Source organism: Paenibacillus tyrphae, assembly GCF_027925525.1.
Taxonomy (GTDB): domain Bacteria; phylum Bacillota; class Bacilli; order Paenibacillales; family NBRC-103111; genus Paenibacillus_G; species Paenibacillus_G tyrfis_B.
Map to the genome: position 1 here is coordinate 24,592 of NZ_BSDJ01000014.1, position 18,970 is coordinate 43,561.

General features: G+C 46.7%; 16 protein-coding genes and 2 CRISPR repeat arrays. Of the genes, 6 read left to right on the top strand and 10 right to left on the bottom strand.

What is annotated here, in order from left to right; all coding sequences use genetic code 11:
• Window positions 1–32: 32 nt before the first annotated feature.
• Window positions 33–536: a MarR family transcriptional regulator gene (locus QMG93_RS18250; RefSeq protein ID WP_281938887.1), complete on the bottom strand. Its 504-nt coding sequence runs from the start codon at window positions 534–536 to the stop codon at window positions 33–35.
• A gap of 577 nt (window positions 537–1,113) precedes the next feature.
• On the opposite strand from QMG93_RS18250, the gene QMG93_RS18255 reads away from it, so the two are divergent.
• The 4 genes from QMG93_RS18255 (at window position 1,114) to QMG93_RS18270 (ending at window position 5,062) form a co-directional block, all read left to right on the top strand.
• Window positions 1,114–2,142 carry a pyridoxamine 5'-phosphate oxidase family protein gene (locus tag QMG93_RS18255; protein WP_281938890.1) on the top strand — a complete coding sequence of 343 codons (1,029 nt, stop codon included), beginning with the start codon at window positions 1,114–1,116 and terminating at the stop codon, window positions 2,140–2,142.
• Window positions 2,143–2,235: 93 nt separating this feature from the next.
• A complete protein-coding gene (locus QMG93_RS18260) occupies window positions 2,236–3,000 on the top strand; it encodes an NRDE family protein (RefSeq protein WP_309299674.1) in 765 nt (254 codons plus the stop codon).
• A gap of 1,215 nt (window positions 3,001–4,215) precedes the next feature.
• Window positions 4,216–4,329, top strand: coding sequence for a YjcZ family sporulation protein (locus tag QMG93_RS18265; protein WP_281938891.1), 114 nt, complete (start codon window positions 4,216–4,218; stop codon window positions 4,327–4,329).
• Between the two features lie 163 nt (window positions 4,330–4,492).
• Entirely contained in the window at window positions 4,493–5,062 is a 570-nt protein-coding gene (locus QMG93_RS18270; RefSeq protein WP_281938893.1) for a hypothetical protein, read from the top strand.
• A 746-nt stretch (window positions 5,063–5,808) separates the two neighbouring features.
• On the opposite strand, the gene QMG93_RS18275 is transcribed toward QMG93_RS18270, so the two are convergent.
• The 9 genes from QMG93_RS18275 to cas6 form a co-directional block, all read right to left on the bottom strand.
• Complete coding sequence (locus QMG93_RS18275; protein WP_281938895.1) at window positions 5,809–6,189, bottom strand: hypothetical protein; 381 nt, start codon at window positions 6,187–6,189, stop codon at window positions 5,809–5,811.
• Window positions 6,190–6,359: 170 nt separating this feature from the next.
• Window positions 6,360–7,123: a CRISPR direct-repeat array (repeat unit 30 nt; unit sequence GTTTCAATTCCTCATAGGTACGTTCAAAAC).
• Window positions 7,124–7,275: 152 nt separating this feature from the next.
• Window positions 7,276–7,539: a CRISPR-associated endonuclease Cas2 gene (gene cas2, locus QMG93_RS18280; protein ID WP_281938897.1), complete on the bottom strand. Its 264-nt coding sequence runs from the start codon at window positions 7,537–7,539 to the stop codon at window positions 7,276–7,278.
• 43 nt (window positions 7,540–7,582) lie between these two features.
• Window positions 7,583–8,575, bottom strand: coding sequence for a type I-B CRISPR-associated endonuclease Cas1b (gene cas1b, locus QMG93_RS18285; RefSeq protein WP_281938899.1), 993 nt, complete (start codon window positions 8,573–8,575; stop codon window positions 7,583–7,585).
• 36 nt (window positions 8,576–8,611) lie between these two features.
• Window positions 8,612–9,151 (bottom strand): CRISPR-associated protein Cas4, encoded by a 540-nt coding sequence (cas4, locus tag QMG93_RS18290; RefSeq protein WP_281938901.1) that lies wholly within the window; start codon window positions 9,149–9,151, stop codon window positions 8,612–8,614.
• Window positions 9,152–9,175: 24 nt separating this feature from the next.
• The gene (gene cas3, locus QMG93_RS18295; protein ID WP_281938903.1) at window positions 9,176–11,578 is read right to left on the bottom strand and encodes a CRISPR-associated helicase Cas3'; all 2,403 of its coding nucleotides are present in this window, start codon (window positions 11,576–11,578) and stop codon (window positions 9,176–9,178) included.
• A gap of 38 nt (window positions 11,579–11,616) precedes the next feature.
• Entirely contained in the window at window positions 11,617–12,387 is a 771-nt protein-coding gene (gene cas5 / locus QMG93_RS18300; protein WP_281938904.1) for a CRISPR-associated protein Cas5, read from the bottom strand.
• 8 nt (window positions 12,388–12,395) lie between these two features.
• Window positions 12,396–13,316, bottom strand: a complete 921-nt coding sequence (cas7b, locus tag QMG93_RS18305) for a type I-B CRISPR-associated protein Cas7/Csh2 (RefSeq protein ID WP_281938906.1) — start codon at window positions 13,314–13,316, stop codon at window positions 12,396–12,398.
• On the bottom strand, window positions 13,306–15,369 hold the full coding sequence (cas8b, locus tag QMG93_RS18310) for a type I-B CRISPR-associated protein Cas8b/Csh1 (RefSeq protein ID WP_281938908.1): 2,064 nt from the start codon (window positions 15,367–15,369) through the stop codon (window positions 13,306–13,308). Before cas8b ends, cas7b begins: the two co-directional genes overlap by 11 nt.
• 107 nt (window positions 15,370–15,476) lie before the next feature.
• Window positions 15,477–16,190 carry a CRISPR-associated endoribonuclease Cas6 gene (cas6, locus tag QMG93_RS18315; protein WP_281938910.1) on the bottom strand — a complete coding sequence of 238 codons (714 nt, stop codon included), beginning with the start codon at window positions 16,188–16,190 and terminating at the stop codon, window positions 15,477–15,479.
• A 340-nt stretch (window positions 16,191–16,530) separates the two neighbouring features.
• Here cas6 and QMG93_RS18320 point away from each other — a divergent pair, with 340 nt between their 5' ends.
• Window positions 16,531–16,614: a putative holin-like toxin gene (locus QMG93_RS18320; RefSeq protein WP_281939084.1), complete on the top strand. Its 84-nt coding sequence runs from the start codon at window positions 16,531–16,533 to the stop codon at window positions 16,612–16,614.
• Window positions 16,615–17,150: 536 nt separating this feature from the next.
• Window positions 17,151–17,915: a CRISPR direct-repeat array (repeat unit 30 nt; unit sequence GTTTTGAACGTACCTATGAGGATTTGAAAC).
• Between the two features lie 608 nt (window positions 17,916–18,523).
• Complete coding sequence (locus QMG93_RS18325; protein WP_108533052.1) at window positions 18,524–18,751, top strand: helix-turn-helix domain-containing protein; 228 nt, start codon at window positions 18,524–18,526, stop codon at window positions 18,749–18,751.
• Window positions 18,752–18,970 lie beyond the last annotated feature (219 nt).

The following is an 18,970-nucleotide window of genomic DNA, read 5'->3' on the forward strand; positions in this document are numbered from 1 at the left end:
CGGCACGACTGGCACAGGAAATGCAAACGAAGTCACGGTCCCTGGTCTCCCTTCAGCCCTTGGTTTAGATGATCGATCATCTTCTGGGAAAACTTCAGCACCGCCTGCAGCTCTGTTTCCGAAAACGAGTCCAAAGTGCTCAAAAATCGACGATCGATCTTTGCGTGCATCGCTTCGTGCGCTTCGAAAACGTGTCTGCCCTTGGACGTAAGACTGAAGTACACTTCTTTTTTGTTGTCGTTCAGCCGGCTTCGCTTGATATATCCTTCCGCATGCAGCTTGGTGCTGATTTTCGTAATACCCGCTTTCGACAAATTCATCTTTTCGGCAATGGACGTATTGTTAATCGGCTCGTGTTTGCCGATGCACTCGATGATGTGAATGCTGGTCAAATTGTTCGGAAACGCGGCAAGTCCTAGCAACCTCGCCTGATCGGCGAACTCATCCAATTCGGTTTCGACTGTTTGCTCGATCAAATGAGAAAAATGAAGAAACTGGCCGTAAATCAATCGCTTAAGTCCCTCGGAAGAATCCATTGCGCATCCCTTTCCTTCAAAGTATTCCATTTTGATAGGTTCTTTCAAATAATATATCACAACCGGTTATCATCTATCGCAGCAAACAGTCGAGAACGGCCACAACCCTTCCTTCTTGTATGGCACGCCGACCCTTCGGTAGTATCCAAGGTCAAACATCCATTCAGAGAAAGGAACGGTTCTCCCCCTCGCAAAATGATTCTTGCGCTCCGTCATCGGTCTATCAGGACCGCCCTAAAATTGTTAACTTATAAACAAAAATAACACAGTTAACAGTGACAATCAATAGCGGTTCGTCAGTCCGTTCATCGTATCCAATGCGGGGAAGGCCGCACTCGCATCCCGTCCCGAGTAGCCACTTTTACAGCAATTTCGTTCATCTCTTCTCCCGTCTCCAATGAGGTTGATTGTTACATGAAATGAAAAATTTGACAGAATACACTTTGTTCATTTATTATTTACTAGTAAACAATATTAAGAAACGAAATTGGCGTTCCCCCTACACCTAACAGCATTCATGTCGTGGATTGTATGGATAAGCATCGTGTGGAAATATGATTATCAAGGAGTGGTGGTAATGGAATTATTCAATCCAAAAACCGTGATCGACACGGTCGAAGCAATTGAGGCGGTCGTGGGCGAGATTCCGCTTCTGATGACGTTAAAGGCAATCGACCATCTTGACGAAGGCGCGATACGTTGGATTGCCGCATCGCCACTTTTATTCGCCGGGTTCGGCGATGGCGAACAGATCGGAGTCACCTTAGGCGGTGGCGATTCCGGCTTTGTAACCGCCGATACGCACGAGCTTCTGGTGCCGGCCGCGATGCTCGACGACCCTACGCTAGCTCGACCCGGTACGGGTTTCGGTTCGCTGTTCCTGATTCCTGGCACCGGGGAAACGATGCGCGTCAATGGTCGGGTCGTAGATGTAATCAACGGTGAGATTCGCATTCGCGTTGAGGAGTGCTTTGGTCATTGCGCAAAGGCGCTGATCCGCTCCGCTTTCTGGACGGCCATACTCGACGAAAGCTCGCCGCAGGACGCCGTTAACTTCGTTAGCGCCAGCCGCTTTATGGCACTGGTGACAACCGACGCAAACGGCCGCGCCGACCTGAGCCCGAAGGGCGATCCAGCCGACAAAATGGCGCGTGTTGAGAAAGGCTGCGTTTGGTTCGCCGATCGGCCGGGAAATCATCGCACGGACAGCTTCCATAACATCATCGTGCAGCCGCATGTCTCGGCATTGTTTTTGATCCCAGGGTCGACGTATGTTGCCCGTGTCTCGGGAACCGCCCGACTTACGACGGACGAGGCAATACGCGCAAGCTTCGTCGTTCAGGGCAAGACACCGGCGCTGGCTATCGCCATCGAAAGCAACAATATCGAGTTGAGCCTGAGTCCCGCTCTCTTGCGTGCCAAGCTCTGGCCGGTGCCAGAGCCTACTCACGGTATCCAGCCCACAAAGATATTCCTCGAACATATGAAGATGAACAAGAACAAGAGTTTAGAAGCGAAACTCGCGAGCGAAGCCCTGTCGAAGCCCGGGTTTCAGGATCAGCTGGAGAAGGATCTGAAGAAGGAATACAAGGACAACCTCTACTAATCCGGCGGCTATCGGTTTGGGCCTTTCATTTGGGATAGTTTCTCTTGCGCCTCCATGGTGTTATAATGCATACGACAACGATGCGGAAAGGCCGTGATTGGCTTGTGTTTAATCTTGTTCGCTTACCGGATGCACCCCGTTTATCAATTCGTCCTAGCCGCGAACCGCGATGAATTTTACGCACGTCCGACGGCGCCGATTCATTATTGGGCAGATTACCCTCATGTACTGGCCGGACGGGATTTGCTCCGGAACGGGACGTGGATGGGCGTGACGAACAGCGGCCGATTCGCCGCTTTGACGAATTATCGCGATCCTGCGGAGCAAACCGAGGGTAAGCGCTCCCGCGGACAGTTGGTCTCCAGCTATTTGGTCGGGAACGAATCGCCCCAGGCTTACGCGGAACGCGCCGCCCGCGAACGGACAGAATATCCGGGCTATAACTTGTTGGTTGGCGATCCCAACGAGCTATATTATTATTCGAACATAGGTCATGAGATTCAAAAGCTCCAGCCTGGTGTTTACGGCGTAAGCAACCATCTGCTAGACACCGATTGGCCGAAGGTAACGAAAGGGAAGAAAGGGTTGGAAGCGCAGCTCAAGGACTTACGGGAGGACCGGGTCGATGCGTTGTTTGAACTGCTTGAGGACGCGGAGCCGGCACCGGATGATGCGCTGCCTGCCACCGGCGTGTCGCTGCAGTGGGAGCGTCTCCTCTCTCCGATCTACATTCGGAGCGATCATTATGGTACGAGAAGCTCTACGATTTTATTGATGACGGATAACAAGCTTCACTATGTGGAACGAACACGTTCCGGCGAACGCATCCAAGACCACAGACATTCGATCACGTTCTAATCGCCATAAAGCCTCTCGAGACGATCTCGAGAGGCTTTCCTTGTTTGCATTGTTCGGCTTGCATTCCGTGCCCACGCCGAATTTGAATCGTTACATCCTTTGAATCAATGATATTGAATAGCTGATTAAAACTACACGATTTGGAGTTGAAAGGTGTTTTTTGTATATTCGAAGGATGTGAAAATGGAATTAAATATACTTGGTGGGAATTTTGTTTTGGTATTGCTCCACCTGTTGTAGCTTGGAATGTAACTAAGTGTTTTGGGGAGCTTCTGGAATCCGAGGGGACATGTCCTTTATTTCCGGGTCCCCTGTAATAAAGGAATCCGTTTGATGTGTCATACCTGATTCATTCAGCGGTTTGACTAGGTAAACCTGCTGTCCAATATGGGGATTTGGCGAACAATGGCTAGACTACGCATACGCGGTCTGCGACGACCGTATGAAATTGTTGGATCAGTGATGAATGTTTCGTTTTAATCCTGCACCATATTCCGGATGATTGATCCTGCTAAATAGCCATCTTACCACCTCCGGTTCATCGCCGGCGTGCGGTCACGAGTAGAACGATCTGACCATGGTTTCATTTCCTCATAAATTGAAATGCATCTATATTGAATTCCGAGTAAATCTTTAAAACCCTTGATTATCAAGGTTTAATTATTGATATCCCGAGTGAAGTGTGTCCCCATTTCGTCCCCAACGCCACACAAATATTCGCCTTGAACGTATCCTTCCTTCGCCAGTTCCGCCAAAGTCTCCGACAGCCTTTCCCGGCTTTTCCCGTTTTTCTCCCCAACTTCAATAAAGAAGGCATCCTTCGACGGCCGGCCGAATAATTCGCAATGATCCGCAACACTTTCCGTTCAGCATCAGCCAGCATGACACACCACCTGTTGTACGGCAAGGATATTCTCCAATTTGAACACTCGCGGCGCTTGCCGTTAGAAATAAAACGCTGTGACCCTGCCTCGTTCAACTGACCGAACTGCAATCCTTCTCTGTCATGCTGCCGTCATTCCCAAGGTAAATGATTTTCAACCATTTCGCCAACATGATTTCGCCGCCTGAAGGACCCGTGATCATGGTTTTCTATCATTGCATGTCACTTGCCACCCGTTACTCGTCCATACAACTTTATTTCTGTTGCATACCCTAAGCATAGAGTAACCTGTGAATTGTACTGCAGGTTCTCAATCTACTTTTAAAGGAGCGATGAACATGAGTTGTGGTGTTGGTGGAGTTGGTGCCGGCTTTACTTCAACAGGTGTCATTCTGGTTCTTTTCATTCTGCTTGTTATAGTTTCTTGCAGCCTCTGCTTTTTTTAAGCGTCTATAGAACAAATGGAAGGGCCGCCGACAGGCGGCTCCTTTTCGTATGTTGGTCACGCCTTCAACGCTGCCAACAGCGCATAACAATTCAATGAAGAAATAAATTCCCAAATACAGCATATAGTATGATGATACATATTAAATTCTGGGGGGAAAGCAAATGTCTCCCAACTATAATCCGGTTTCAGGATTGAATCAACCGATCTATGTTAAAAGCATTCAAACCATTACTACCCCAAACATTGTATCTTCACCATCTTATGCAGCCGCACAGAACGGCACATTTTTTGCAATTACCACTCAATCGCGCTCCGTGGCCGCTAACGGATTTCTTACCACCCAACTTACCAACCCTGCCAACTCGGGAAGAACTCTTTATATCCAGAGAGTTTCGGGAGGGGCTACAGTTAATACGACAATTGATATCCTTCTTAATGCAACTTTTTCTGCAGCAGGAACAAGCATTACGCCTGTTAATTCCAATCAAGGCTCAACTAATACCAGTTTGACAACTTCGAAATTGATTACACAAGCTACCGATCCTACGATTGGCGGAATAATTTTTAATTCGATAATTCAGACTGGCGGCCCCGTTGTTATTGATTTTAATGGAGAAATTGCTATACCTCCTACTACAACGAACAGAACTTTTTATGTCAGGCTCGTAAACAATACAAATCAAACGAACCTTCTGTCACTTAATATAAGCTGGTTTGAATTGGCAACTTAATATCCCGATGTCCAGAATCCAACCTAGATCAGGCTAATTTCACCAAACTAAATGTTGTGATAAAAAAATTTGACTCATACAGCATGGACCCGCCTGAGCTGTCGGACCCCTGCAGAAATTGAGCTATTATCGTCTTCGTTGAAGGTCTTCATGCCGCCATACTTAAACGTTCTCCGTTTCTAAATACAGTCATCATTCATACTATGTTCTTAACATATATGAGGAGTATGAACTTATTATGGGTAGATTACCAGGACCTTCAGGGCCTACCTGACCTCAAGGTCCTGCTGGACCCCCAGGGCTTTTAACTGGATTTAATTGTTCAAAGTATGCTGGCACCCCGCCTATTGTCTTGACCGCCACTACACCAACAGCGACTGTCCTAACTGTAACTGCCACCGTGGCCGCCGTTACCAACGTAGTTTGGTTGACCGCCTATGTAACGTGGACACCAACCTATAACGACTGCTATTACCACTTGTGACGAGACACCACTGACTGGCACTCATACCTATACTCTACAAGCCACAGGAAATGGTTTATCGGGTAACCAAACAATTACTATAAACTTTGCCGGACTTACAGCAGCTGTTCTAAGCACTTAGTTATATGAATAACGTTAAAAATAGTTCCTGACCAGTTATCTGACTGGCGGGGACTCTTTTCGCCTTTGCAACAAACTCCTACTTCCACCTCAAGAATTCACAACAATGTGTACACCATACAGTTAAGGTTGGATTCCAGGCTTATGACGGTATCTCCTCAAAACTGGATCTGTACCACCCTAGCCTTATAAGAGAATGTGGTGTAGCCTTGCCATTTTTATCATAGACAGTGGCGTCAAAAGCTTTTCCGGCTGTGTGAGGAGCATCTTTTGAAGGTTTTGCCACTTTAGTGCCTAAACGATGCTTTTGCTTCTCTTCCTTACAAATCGTGGGATTTTGGACGATTTCGTATAAGTGTCTCTGGTATTCGTAAGGAAGGTAAGCTGAGCTAAATTCAATCCTCCAGCCCTTATCTTTTATCAACTTGCTGTATTTATCTTTTGCGGAAATCACATTTGAATCCACGTTATCCCAAATTAAATTATTTCCTGCTTCCATCTTTAAAGCTAACGGGTCAGTCATTTTCGTTAATACATCCGCTCATTTCTTCGCAGATGCTTGAGCCGGGGATGTTACTATCCCAATATTGGAAAATAGTAGAGCTATCGCAAGAATAAATGTTACGACTGTTCTTTTCGTCACAATACGTTCAAAACTGCTGCGTGAAAGGAAGGGTGAATCCTGATGGCCTAGTTTCAATTCCTCATAGGTACGTTCAAAACAATTGCATGGACATATCAATTGTTTTTGAGATATCGTTGTTTCAATTCCTCATAGGTACGTTCAAAACGCCGCCCGCTACGAGTCGACGGTGCTGCGCGATATGGGGTTTCAATTCCTCATAGGTACGTTCAAAACAAGTTGTGGAACATTCATCTGACATGCTCCCGTATCTGTTTCAATTCCTCATAGGTACGTTCAAAACGCATTTCGCGACGCCGGGATTCACTACAGCCCGTATTCGTTTCAATTCCTCATAGGTACGTTCAAAACTCAGGTGTATATGGAGCCTCAAGCTGAAGCACCATGGTTTCAATTCCTCATAGGTACGTTCAAAACGAACTGTTCAAATATAAGATGTTGTCCAGAACCTCGGTTTCAATTCCTCATAGGTACGTTCAAAACAGGATACAGACTCCGCAAGGAGTCAAGACAATTCGAGTTTCAATTCCTCATAGGTACGTTCAAAACCCTGCCGAAGGGCTATGGTATCGTGTTGAAGGCGGGTTTCAATTCCTCATAGGTACGTTCAAAACTTGAAACTACATTGTTTCTTACCATGAATATGAAATTTGTTTCAATTCCTCATAGGTACGTTCAAAACGTTTAGGCGGAACAGAATCAAAAGCAGTTATGGAAGTTTCAATTCCTCATAGGTACGTTCAAAACTCAAAGGTTCGTTTACTCATTACGGCCGACTTAAAGGGTTTCAATTCCTCATAGGTACGTTCAAAACCCGTAAAAATGCCTCTATTACGCCATTCTCGCATATCCCATACTTTCGTATCTCCAACAGCTAACGCCGCAATCCCTTCTACCGCGCAACTATCGTTGTCGTCGACCCCCGGGCTTTTTTGCAGCATTGGGGGTCGACGACAAAAAACATAGTTAAATTATAAGGCTTTGTCCACCTTTTTCCAACCCCATAATCTCCCGATCCGAATACTTCTGGGTACGCCAAGTATAGAAAATAACCGAGTCCTCTTCGTCTTCGATAATTTTATTCAGTTCCGCCTTCAGCTTCTTCAGGTTCGTCTCCGTAATTTCCCCTTCCAGTACGGAGTTTTGGACCCAATTCAGATATTTCCGGCATGTCTTAAGCACGCGGGCTACACGTTTCTCCCCGACATCGTATACAATGATCGCAAACAAAAGCCTCACCTCTTTCCGGCACCAGCTATTATACGGCCGGTCCCTACCACAAAGCCTCGAACGGTTCGTAGCTTTTCTCGCCCATGAAATGCTTTTGCAGCTTGTATAGCTCCATGCGCAGCAGCCTGCGGTAACTAACCTCCTTATTCAGCTCCCGGTGCTTGATCGTCGTCTTTAACTTCCCTTCCCATTCGGTAATAAACAGCTTCCGGCCCTTTTCCGTAAGCAAGATGCCTCCCGTTTCTTTAACAAAATGCTCTTTCGTCAACTGCTTCTTGCCAATCAATGAAAACAACAGCCGATCCACAAGCACCGGCTTGAAAATCTCGGCCACATCCAAATTCAGCGAAAATCTCCGAAAATTCGTCGTATGCAAATAACCGATCCGCGGGTCCAGGTGAGTATGATAAATTTCGCTCAGCACCTGCGTATACAGAATCGAATTGCCGAAGCTGATTAACGCATTAAGCTCGTTTTTGGGCGGACGTTTGGAACGTTGGCCGAACTTGAAATCCGGGTGATCCAAAATGATATCGAACGCCTTGTAGTAGCTCTCCCGAATATTCCCCTCGTACGCCATAAGCTCCGGTATCGTCCGGGCCGCAGCCGAATTCGCGACAAAGGCTTCAATTGTATCGATCGCCGCGCCGACATCCTTATTTCTCGAACGATAATATTTCAGCACCCGCAAAATATTATGGGCAGCGCCACGGACAAACGCCTGCGCAATTTCGTAGCGCTTCACCTCGTCCGAATAGTACTCCGCCTGCTTGAGAATCATATACCCCGAATTGAGATGCTCCCGGGGATAAAAGCTGCCTGTATAATACCCATAATAGTTAAAAAAGTGCAAAATAATCTCTTTCTGCGAACAAAATTCGAGCAGCGACTTGTTCAAGTCGACCTCACCGAAAATCATCAACTCTTGCGTATCCTCTACCGGGATAAACTTCCGGCCCTCTTCGCCTTCAAAGTACAACGTATTGTCTTTGCGCTTCAATTCGCCGGATTGAAAAATATAAATGGTTTTCTTCAAAGATTTCCCTCCAGGCTCGGTGATTCATCCAGCAAGCTAAGCCCAACAAAACTCACGATAAGCACATTTCCCGCAAAATTTAATTTTTTCCGGCTTGGGCGGTACGTCTTGGTCGATGATGCGACGAATCTGCCGAATCGCTTCTTGAAGCTCAGCCACCCGAGCATCGTCCAATTGAACCGGCTCCTTGCGCCGTTCCTCCGGAAAACGCAGCTCGCCCCGCGCGTCAATTCCAGCAATTTTAAGCGTGTACAGGTAAAATAACAGCTGCATGGTGGCGCTTTTTAAATACGACGAGGTCTTCTTCACCTCGGCCACGACGAGTTCCCCTTGCTTGCTCGTCACGGTGTCCATCTTCACCGATTCCCACGCAACCTCTTTCTTCTCGCGGGCGTAGGTCTGCTCATGCAGGAATCGGCCCCAATCCATATTCTCATCCTGCTGGTCCGGCACAATCTGCCGGGACATCAGCCATACTTCGCGCCGGCAGATGTAATAGTACCAGATGAACGTACCGGTAATCCCTTGGATATGTTCGGCATCGCTTCCCATGTCCGGTGCTGTGGAGTCGTTCATGGCCGTTCTCCTCCCATCCGTTAGTTACCAAATAAACGCCTCTTCATCGTTCGGATCGCGTATCCATCCCTTTCGCCGGTCATAGTATTGGTCTGCCTCTACCCACTCCGGGCGGATCAGGACAAAACCATACTCTAATTCCCGATTACGAACATAGCGGCAATCGACATCCATTTGAAATTGTCTCAGCTTCGTTTTGCAGCGCAAATAATTTTCACGTCTTCGGTTTAAATCTTTTTCTCTACATACATGTTCCACGTAGTAATTCCAGAGCCAGACCGCTTTCCAGTTGTATTGGATATATACGGCAATCGTCCGGTTTTTCTTCGGAATAAGCGAGAAGTCCGACAGCTTGTCAAACTCCAGCTTTTGAAGCTGAACTAGCCTCTTGCGAGATTCGCCGTTTTCCTTTAGATAAAGCAGCTTTTCGTAGTACCTATCCACCATTTGCTGATAAACTTTCTCCGGTATAGCTCCGCCACCATGTTCTGCCCGGAACTCCCTCATCGTTTCTAAGGCGATATAGGCATCCTGACCGTATACGATGGCCGAATCCGCCTTTCGGGAGCCTGCCTTTTGCAGCGGAATGACCGCCACGGGTTCTGGCGACAGCCTTCGGCCATGACGATTGCATCGCCCGGCGGCCTGAATGATCGAGTCCATCGGTCCCAGATCCCGGATCACACAATGGAAATCGACATCCACGCCCGCTTCGACCACCTGTGTAGAGATGAGTATTACAGGCAAACCGTTATCCAGTCGTTGACGTACTCGTTTCAATACCTTTTTACGATGTTCAAAGACCAGATTTGCGGATAAGTAGTAGACAACCTCGTCGCTATCGCCCCCTATTCGTTCGCAAAAGTAATCATATACCTGTGTCGAAGTGGCAATCGTATTGACGATAATAAGAGTCGAAGGAACCTTTTCCACCTCGGCGTGCGCTGCCTCCAGCCATTCTTCCAGCTCCAAATAATGTTCGCTAAGCAAACGAATTTCCGTCCGGTTCATTTCGTCAAAAAAACTAGTATTCGGGTATTCCAGATGGTCCAACCATTCTACCGTATCGGAGTCAGGAAAGATTTTCGGCTGGGTGGCCGTTAACAGGATCCATTTGTTATCGAACTGCTTGCTGTAAGCCTTGCAAAGCTGCTCGGTGAGCAGCCAATAAGCAAACGGAATATTTTGCACCTCGTCCAAAATGACAATCGAACCCGCTAAATTATGAAGCTTCTTCAATTGCCGGTTCTGATTGCTTAGCATCGTATGCAGAAGTTGAACATAGGTAGTGACGATGACCTCGGACTCCCAGCTCTCGATAAACATTAACTGCCGGTCAAGCGAAAGCTCGTCCGTCCCATCCGCTTTTCCATATTCGATTTCGCTCATGTAGTGATGCTTTAATACGAGCTGGGAATTCGTTTTACCCTGCGTAATGACATTCTGTATTACAGCATAGTTTTGATCAATGATGCTTGTGAAAGGAAGTACGTAGATGATCCGGCGTGGCAGAGACCCTTCCTTGCTCAGGCGGTCCCGCAGCAGTAATGCTCCTTCCAGCGCAGCAAGTGTTTTTCCTGTGCCGGTGGGCGAGGTAAACGTATGGAACGATCTGGACAGTTCTATTCGCGAGACGTTCTCCGTCACAATCTGCTTGACGAGATTGCGTTTCACGACCATCGCATCGTTTTTCTCCGCTGCCTTGGCAAACTGACGTATCCGGTAAGCTTCGACAAGCTCCGGAGAAAGTTGGCTTGGGGGTACGCTATCGTTTTCCGCTGCGCTATGTTTGTCCGCGTCAATCAGAAAAGAGAACGCCACCTGCACCATCAACGCTAAAGACAAGTCATACTCCGGAAGCTGGCGGAAAAATCTCGGTACAAAATTATGTTTTCCGCTTAGTTGGTTCATGTGTTCTTCGAAGTGGTCGAGGAAAGCAAGCAAATGAGGCGTAAGCTCCGGGAAAGACTGATGCAGATCTTGCTCAATTTCACGCAGATTGTGTGTAATATCCTGCAACTGGGCGGCGAGATAATTCTGCTTCGACGGGACCGTATCGGCAAAATCCCGCAAGTGGCTGTGATGCTGAACAATAATAAAATAAACGATCAATGGCAAATAATACTCAAGCTGCTTCCAATCCGTAGCGGAAGACCAACTCTGCTCCCGTACATACGAACCGAATAAAGCACCAAGCAGCGAATGATAGCTTTCTTTCCCGATGCTGCGATCCCCGGCAAGATGCTTTTGAAAGAAGCTTGTATACTTGCCGAAATCGTGACAGGAAGCAAGAAGGCGGAGCAGGCGCATCCACGCATCCCGCTCCGCTTCTTCTATCGGAGTTCGCTCAAGCATCGAAAGCACACGTCGATGAACATCCTGTACATGATCGGATAATTCCCGTTCCGGATGAGAACGAAAACGCATAAGTTCAACCTCCTCGACGCTTGGATGATCGCAGTAATCTATTCCCGGCTCGTAAGCGGTAATATATACAGCGGCTCGTCATTGATCCGCAGGCGATATACTCTATGCTTCACCCTTGCCGTAATGGGATGGCCGTTCGGTTCGTAGATGACTTGAGCGACTCCAGTCAAACGACGTTCGGCGGCAAAGTCGCAAGGGATACGGTCCCGCATGTATTTTCTTACCTGGCCCCCTTCTCCTGCTTGCACATAGAAGATATCCTGCAATTGCTCGATCGGGCAGACGGTGGAGATTTCAATAAGCTCATCGGACTCGTCCACATGCTCCAATTCGAATTCGCCGATCCAACGAACATGGCCCAGCGCCTCGCTAAGTCCGAGATAGATAGGATAATACGTTTGATTCTCTTTGAGCAGACTGCTCAACTTCTCCAGCAGTGCTTCATCGCGATGGGAGAAATAAATCCTGTAGCCTACTTCCCCTTTGCCGACGCCGTCAATGTTCGTCACCCATTCCACCGGAATTTGCATCGGACCTGCGGAGCCGTTCAAATCTTTCGTCCCTTTGACCCACATGTAATTGACGGTCTGACTCATCCGTTTGACAGGCTCCATAATCTGTACGCAGACAAAGGCTTGCTCCTCGCTCATCAGCTCATAATAGCTGTCCCTTTCCATCCCCAGAATAGCGGCGATCATCCCGCACGCTGTTGTTCTCGGGGGAAATTCGTAGCTGAGCGAGGTCGAGTTGGCGTAAAACTTGCGGAAATGCGCGAAATTCCCCCGCACTTCAAAAACGACCGTTTTCATAAGCTCACCTAACCGTCGATGCGTTGCAATTTGGTCTGTAGTGCGGAAGGAAGCAATTCGCTAAACGCACCTGTTGCGCCCTGAGAGCTAACTTTCAAATCCGTATCTTCCCATAGATGGATACGGTGAATCTTGTCCTTGACGTGCTCCAGCTTCGTCATTAACCGTTCCGCATTCAGCTCAACGTCATTGATCTGGTTGAGTGAGTCCCCCAGCGGATCAAGCTTGTCACGCCAATCTCCGATCAAGGTCAGATCGTCCACATATTCTACACGCATATAGAGTCGGGGGCTTTGGCCAATTTTGCTGCGGGTTGCCAGAAGCGGAATAGATCTCACTATCGCCTCATCCAGCAGCCGTACATCGTCCTCGGTCAATCTGGTCCACTGTGCCCGTTTCCCGCTGATAAGCCCATAGAAAGACAAGAACGAATAAACGACCCGGTAATCCCGGCCCATCGTGCCTTGGCCCTGTTCGCCCGTCGAGCTGAAATGCGTGGTAATCGTGCTTTCCATGACCGTTACCGGATTGAGCGAATAGCCCCAAGAGAACTGCACCGGCCCCGTAAACGTAAGCGGCATCCCTTTCACCGCCATCGTCGCCCCGAATAAGCGCACATCGATTAGTTGATCGAGCAACCATGCTTCATGCTCTGCGTTCCAGGTTTTCTTGTCCACCTTCCCCGGAAGCTCCGCCAGCAGAGGTTCGAGCCGTTTCTCGGCATTGACGGTTTTGCCGTCCACCTTCCCAACATACAGCGATTTACCTTGCAGCTCCAAGTAATCGCGGATATAGCGCTTGAGCCGAACATCGGAAACCAGATTGCGCTTCGACTCGTAATCCATCCGCGGCCGGTTCTCATCATCAACGTTTCCATTCGGGTTGGTCATCTTGGCATCATACAGAAACAAGATTTCACTATTTTTCATCGTCATGCTCCTCTTCGTCTAAGATATGATCGGCATCGACCGTCCGGTATTCGTCCGCTGCTTGTCCTCCGTTATACTCGCGCGGTTTCATGCTGATCCCAACCTGAAAGGTATATCCGGATAAAATGTAGTGAACCGTTTCCTGCTCGTTCAATTTCCATTGTCGCGTGATCGAAAATCCGGATAAATCGAGCAGCCGAGTCAACTCGGAATAAAAAGCGTCAAATCGGTATCGTGGAAAGTATTCATATGCTTTGCGATAGTATTCGGCCTTTTCGAACACCTCTGCTATCAGCCTTTGCAAAAGATGCTCGGATATCCCCTTAAAGTTAACCTTCTGCATAATAGGCTTGGATTTAAGCTTCGCCTGCTGCGCATCGGCGACGAATTTGATCGCGCCCCCCAGCAAAAACATAGCGGCTCTCGCCTCGTCAAAGCCGGAAGCTTGAATATGCTCCTGCTCCTTTTCTAGTCCCGACAATAATTCAATCGCCATACCGCCTGCCCCTTCCCGCTTCAAATTCCCGATTTCCTCCAGCCAGCGTATATAATGCATTTGTTCCCAGATCAAGCGTATCCATGCAAAATCGCTGCTCGGCTCGTTAGACAAACCTCGCTTATTACCGATCTGAAGGCCGCCTGTCGTTCCGTGGTATACCCTTCCCAGCAGGGCGACAAACGCTTCGATCAGCTCCCGTCGGTCAAGCTTGCGGCCGGACAAGATCGAATCATAGAGCTGCATTAACATCTGCGAATTTTTGACCTTTCCCTTGCCGTCCACCTGCAGCGGAATCATATAATACAAGCTTTCCAGCGAAGGTCTGTTGGCACGAAAATGTTCAGCGATACCCCGAAAATATTCGCGGACTTCCTCTCCCTTATCTAGCATGAGCGTGATCCGGCTTGGAGAGATATCTTTCACATGACGATAGACCTTAAATTCACTTTTATTTTCTTCGAAAAATAAAAGATTGATCAGCATTTGGGTCCGAATGCCGTCCAAAGATTCGATTGCGCTTAGTTCTTTTTTCAGGCCTTCTTCGATCTTTCGGGCTTCCTTCTGAGTCGCTAGTGCGCGCACATCGCTGTATACTTCATTAATCGTTTCCCGTATTTCTGCGGCCTCGTAGGCAGCCGAATCGAGAAATTCCGGAATCATATAGACATTAAAGGAACCGATACGCAGCCGCAGCCGGTTCATGATGTACCGTTCGCCTAACAGAAGCTGCCAGACTCCCGTGCGGCTCAATTGAAAATTGCGTTCGAATCTTCCTGACAAGTAACTCGAGAAATTTAATTTATCCGTGATGTAATATTTGAATTTGAATTTCGTTAAGTCGGCGCTGACTTCGGCTTGCTGTCCTGTCACGCAGCAGACGCCTTCCTGCGCTTTATCGAACATCGATACCTGATCGTCAAGCACCGCGCGGATATAATCGGGGTGTCGGGCAATCAGTTGACCATCGATGCTAAATGCAAACAAATCGATCTGTTCCGGCGCAATTTGCCTCTCTCTTTTGACCCAATCCAGCAATTCTTTCGCTACAAGGCCGGGCCGTTCTTTGTCGGCTGCTTCGCTGCGAATTTTGTCCGTGAATCCGGCATTTGTTATGCCGACGGCTTCGAGGTCCAATAAATAACGATAGCGGTTCTTCGAGTCCAGCTCCATATCCAAGACAAAATAATCTGAGAGTACTTGCCGGATGCTGTCGCCCAGCGGAGAATTCCCCGGCAGCTTGTCCAGCACGGCGGGCAGCACCTGAGAACAAAGATGCCGAAGATCATGTCCCGTCGTATGATACTGCAATCCCGCAGCCGGAACGATCCCGATATAATGAAGTCGCTGCGGCGTGTAATCGGAATCTTCCCGTCGTGTATTGAATTCAGGGAGCTGTATGGTGCATTTTTTGGATTTTGTCGAAAAATCAAGAATCAAATAGTGAGCTTGTCCCTTCATGCTGTCCGGCCGCCGAAAGCGGACCAAGGAACGAATCAACTGCTGCGGGTCTTCGCTGTACTGCAGTTTTCCCAATGAAGCGATAGCATCGATCATTGGACGCCCCCCTCTCTTGTTTATCGCGCCACATGACTATCATACCATATAAACCAACTATTGGAATATTTGGATCAGTCTTTTATCCTGGTTTTTTTCGAATTTTGTCACATCTCCGCCTTTGTGTCCAGATGATTCGCCACGGTGAATAACCCTGCCCCGTTGGATGACTTGGCCCCTAAACCAACATCGTAAACAAGCTTCAGAAGCTCCAGATCTCCTTGCAGAATAAATTCGCCTAGCCAACCTTTGATGATTGTTTTTTTGAACGAAAAAATGACTTGTTTGGGATGCCGCTTATCAAGAGGAGTAAGGGTGAGTGTGCGGTCAAGCGGATCTTGGCCGAAGATGGCTTCGTATTTCTTGCGGGCATTGGCAGCAATCAGTTCGCTGAAGTCATCTTCGGTGGGAGCGTAAAAGTAGGTCTTACGTTTATCATTATGCATGAACGTGCTATACATCGTAACGGGAGTGAGAAAACGTATCCTCATGCACTCGCTGATCTTTTCTTCGATCTGCTCGACGGAAAGGACGGTTGTCCGCTGATGTCCGATCATCACGTAATCTTTGGTAAATAATGAGGAGACGAGTTCTTTCATCAACTGTTCGTCGCAGGTGGAGAACAAGAAGGAGACCGGGGAGCTGAATGTGAGTTTCCCTTCGGATGCGGTGTGCTTCCCTTGCAGCCTGGAAAAGCAGAAGCCTTTGAAATTGCGGTTCTCGTATTTGTAGCCCTCGTTATGAAGGTGTTCGCGATATTGCTCGTTGCGAATGCTGGCGTAGATTAGTCCGTGCAGCAGTTCGAAATGATGTATCGGCACGATCAGTTGGCCGGGGAATTGGAGCGTTATTTTGACTCGCAGAGGGAATCACCTGTTTTCTTTATTATTATTTCTCTTTGATATGATCCCATTATATAACACAAAGTGAAATCATCAACATAAAATCCAAAAAAAAAAAAAAAAAAAGAGGCGCAAAGAACATCAGTTCCAAGCGCCAATTTTCCTTATAGGTAGATGCGCAGCTGTCAAAAAGAAAAAATAAGTTTCAACTCCTGCACAGGTAACTCAATTCGTCATCACTTTTAACAATGTATTATAGACAAACAATGCAATGTTTTCAAGGAAAGCATGATTTCATTCTCCCGAGAGGAGTGGTTTCATGGAAATAAAAGATACTTTAACATTGATGTTCATGTTCGGCATGTTCATCTTCGCTTTACTTAACTACTTAAAAAAGAAGTAGGCCCCCTTTGTTTTGACGGACCGGGAGCCTAGCTTCATTCCGATATTCAAGCCATACCGCCCTTGTAGCGGATATTGTTCTTGAGACCCATGTTAGCGCACGACTCTCCTAATTGAACATATCATGATTGGAATTATACTGGCAACTATAAATAGAAAAAACCCGATCAAAATTAAGTCGAAAAGCTGTTTATTATGGCTCACTCCATTTATGCTAAAAACTCCATGTAGTTTGTTTCGCTTCTAATTTCAGACATGATTGAGGTTCACTCAACAAAGGATTGTGTTATTTATTTCCTTTAAAGTCTATTCAAGTTACAATATGCTATAGGTAAATAACTTTTAAAAGCTTGGAAAAAAGAGGGCACATCAATATAATTTAGCTATGTTCATTTTGTCGTCGACCCCCAATGCTGCAAAAAAGCCGGGGGATCGACGACAAGGATAGCCGCGTGGCGAAAAGGATTGTGACGCTAGCCGTTAGAAAAACGAAATTATGGGATATGCAGGAATGGCGTAGTGGCAGGGTTTTTATGGGTTTTGAACGTACCTATGAGGATTTGAAACAATTTGTTGACGTTTTCCTCCGTCAGCTTCACCGCGCCGGTTTTGAACGTACCTATGAGGATTTGAAACCCTCGACCCCGGTGTGCGAGGCTTGGGAGAAGGAAGTTTTGAACGTACCTATGAGGATTTGAAACTTGAACGATAAGTGAAACTGTAGCGTACTCACTACGTGTTTTGAACGTACCTATGAGGATTTGAAACCCGTATGCCTGTCTATATGACAAGCAAATTTTTGTGGTTTTGAACGTACCTATGAGGATTTGAAACTTTCCTGAAAGTTCTCTGCATAAATTTTGGCGAACCTGGTTTTGAACGTACCTATGAGGATTTGAAACTGCGTAAAGTCTCAGACGCCGGATACCTACGAAGTAGTTTTGAACGTACCTATGAGGATTTGAAACTAGATCATGATTGTACTTGCAGCAGCTTCTAGAGCTTTGGTTTTGAACGTACCTATGAGGATTTGAAACCTTGAATTGGTCCCGGCGTCATAAGAAATGTCATCGTTTTGAACGTACCTATGAGGATTTGAAACCAATACGGGGGTTCTAGGCACTTTTGTGCCCGGGGTTTTGAACGTACCTATGAGGATTTGAAACTCCCCAATGACCGTAACGTTGCATGATTTCGATTATCTGTTTTGAACGTACCTATGAGGACTTGAAACTATCCTTCCATAGTCGTTCTCCTTTCTACAATTCCGCTTTTTTAACGTACCTATGAGGATTTGAAACTCATCATCCATGCCTCATCGAGATGACTATTTTTAATATTAATACTGCAACTTGTAAAGAAAAGAGACCCAAAGCTAGTCGCTTATGGGTCAATATCAAAATCATGTCGAGTATTTTCGAATTATTGACTCTAGAGCTACTGCTGCGTGCTTAAAGCCATCACTTACCCCGGTAGCATACATTCTTTCAGTTTCATTATGCCTCGTTTTAGCCTCGGTATCCCAAATAACTTGAATGCTACTTAAATCTACGATTAGTTTTTTCAGATCTTGAAACATATCTCCCCCATGTTTAAGGTCGCAAATCTGCCGACCATTTGATACTTCAATACCATCTTATTGAACCTCAAGGTATGCCAACAGCATTTCGTATAAATACAAGGTAGAGCGGGAGTGAAATTAACAATAAGTAAAATTGCCAGCTTATTTTTACTCAGCATAGTCACGGTGAATTACTAAGCTTATCACCTCCAATATTTTTTGACACTCTTAACGTGTCATTGGTTACATTATATCCCGACCCGCTTAGCGTGTCAATAATAATTTATCCTTTATTAGATTGACATGCTTATTAGGTAAGTCCTACAATTTGAACAGAGGTGAGAAGCATTTGATTCGCTCAAAATTAAAGCCAATTCTTGACCAGAGAGGAATCTCCATTCGTCAGTTAGCAAAAGATATTGACTATCGTTTCGATAGCGTGCGGGCTTTTTACAATGACCAAACAGAACGTTATCCGCGAGAGCTTTTGGACAAGCTCTGTACATATTTAGGGGTTAATATAGGAGATTTGTTAGAGTACCAAGATGATGGAGTTCAGGACCCGCCAGTTGATTGATTGTTTACGAAAAGGGTTAGAGATAAATATCTTCGAAATTGTAATGATTGGTCGAGCATATTGTCGTCGACCCCCAATCCCGCAAAAAAGCCGGGGGATCGACGACAACATAAACCGTGTAAAATAAGGAATCCTCTCGTTCCCAACGTTCACTTATGACTTTGGCGTTTATGAAAAACACCGGTTTAACGGCATTTTTGCGGGTTTTGAACCTACCTA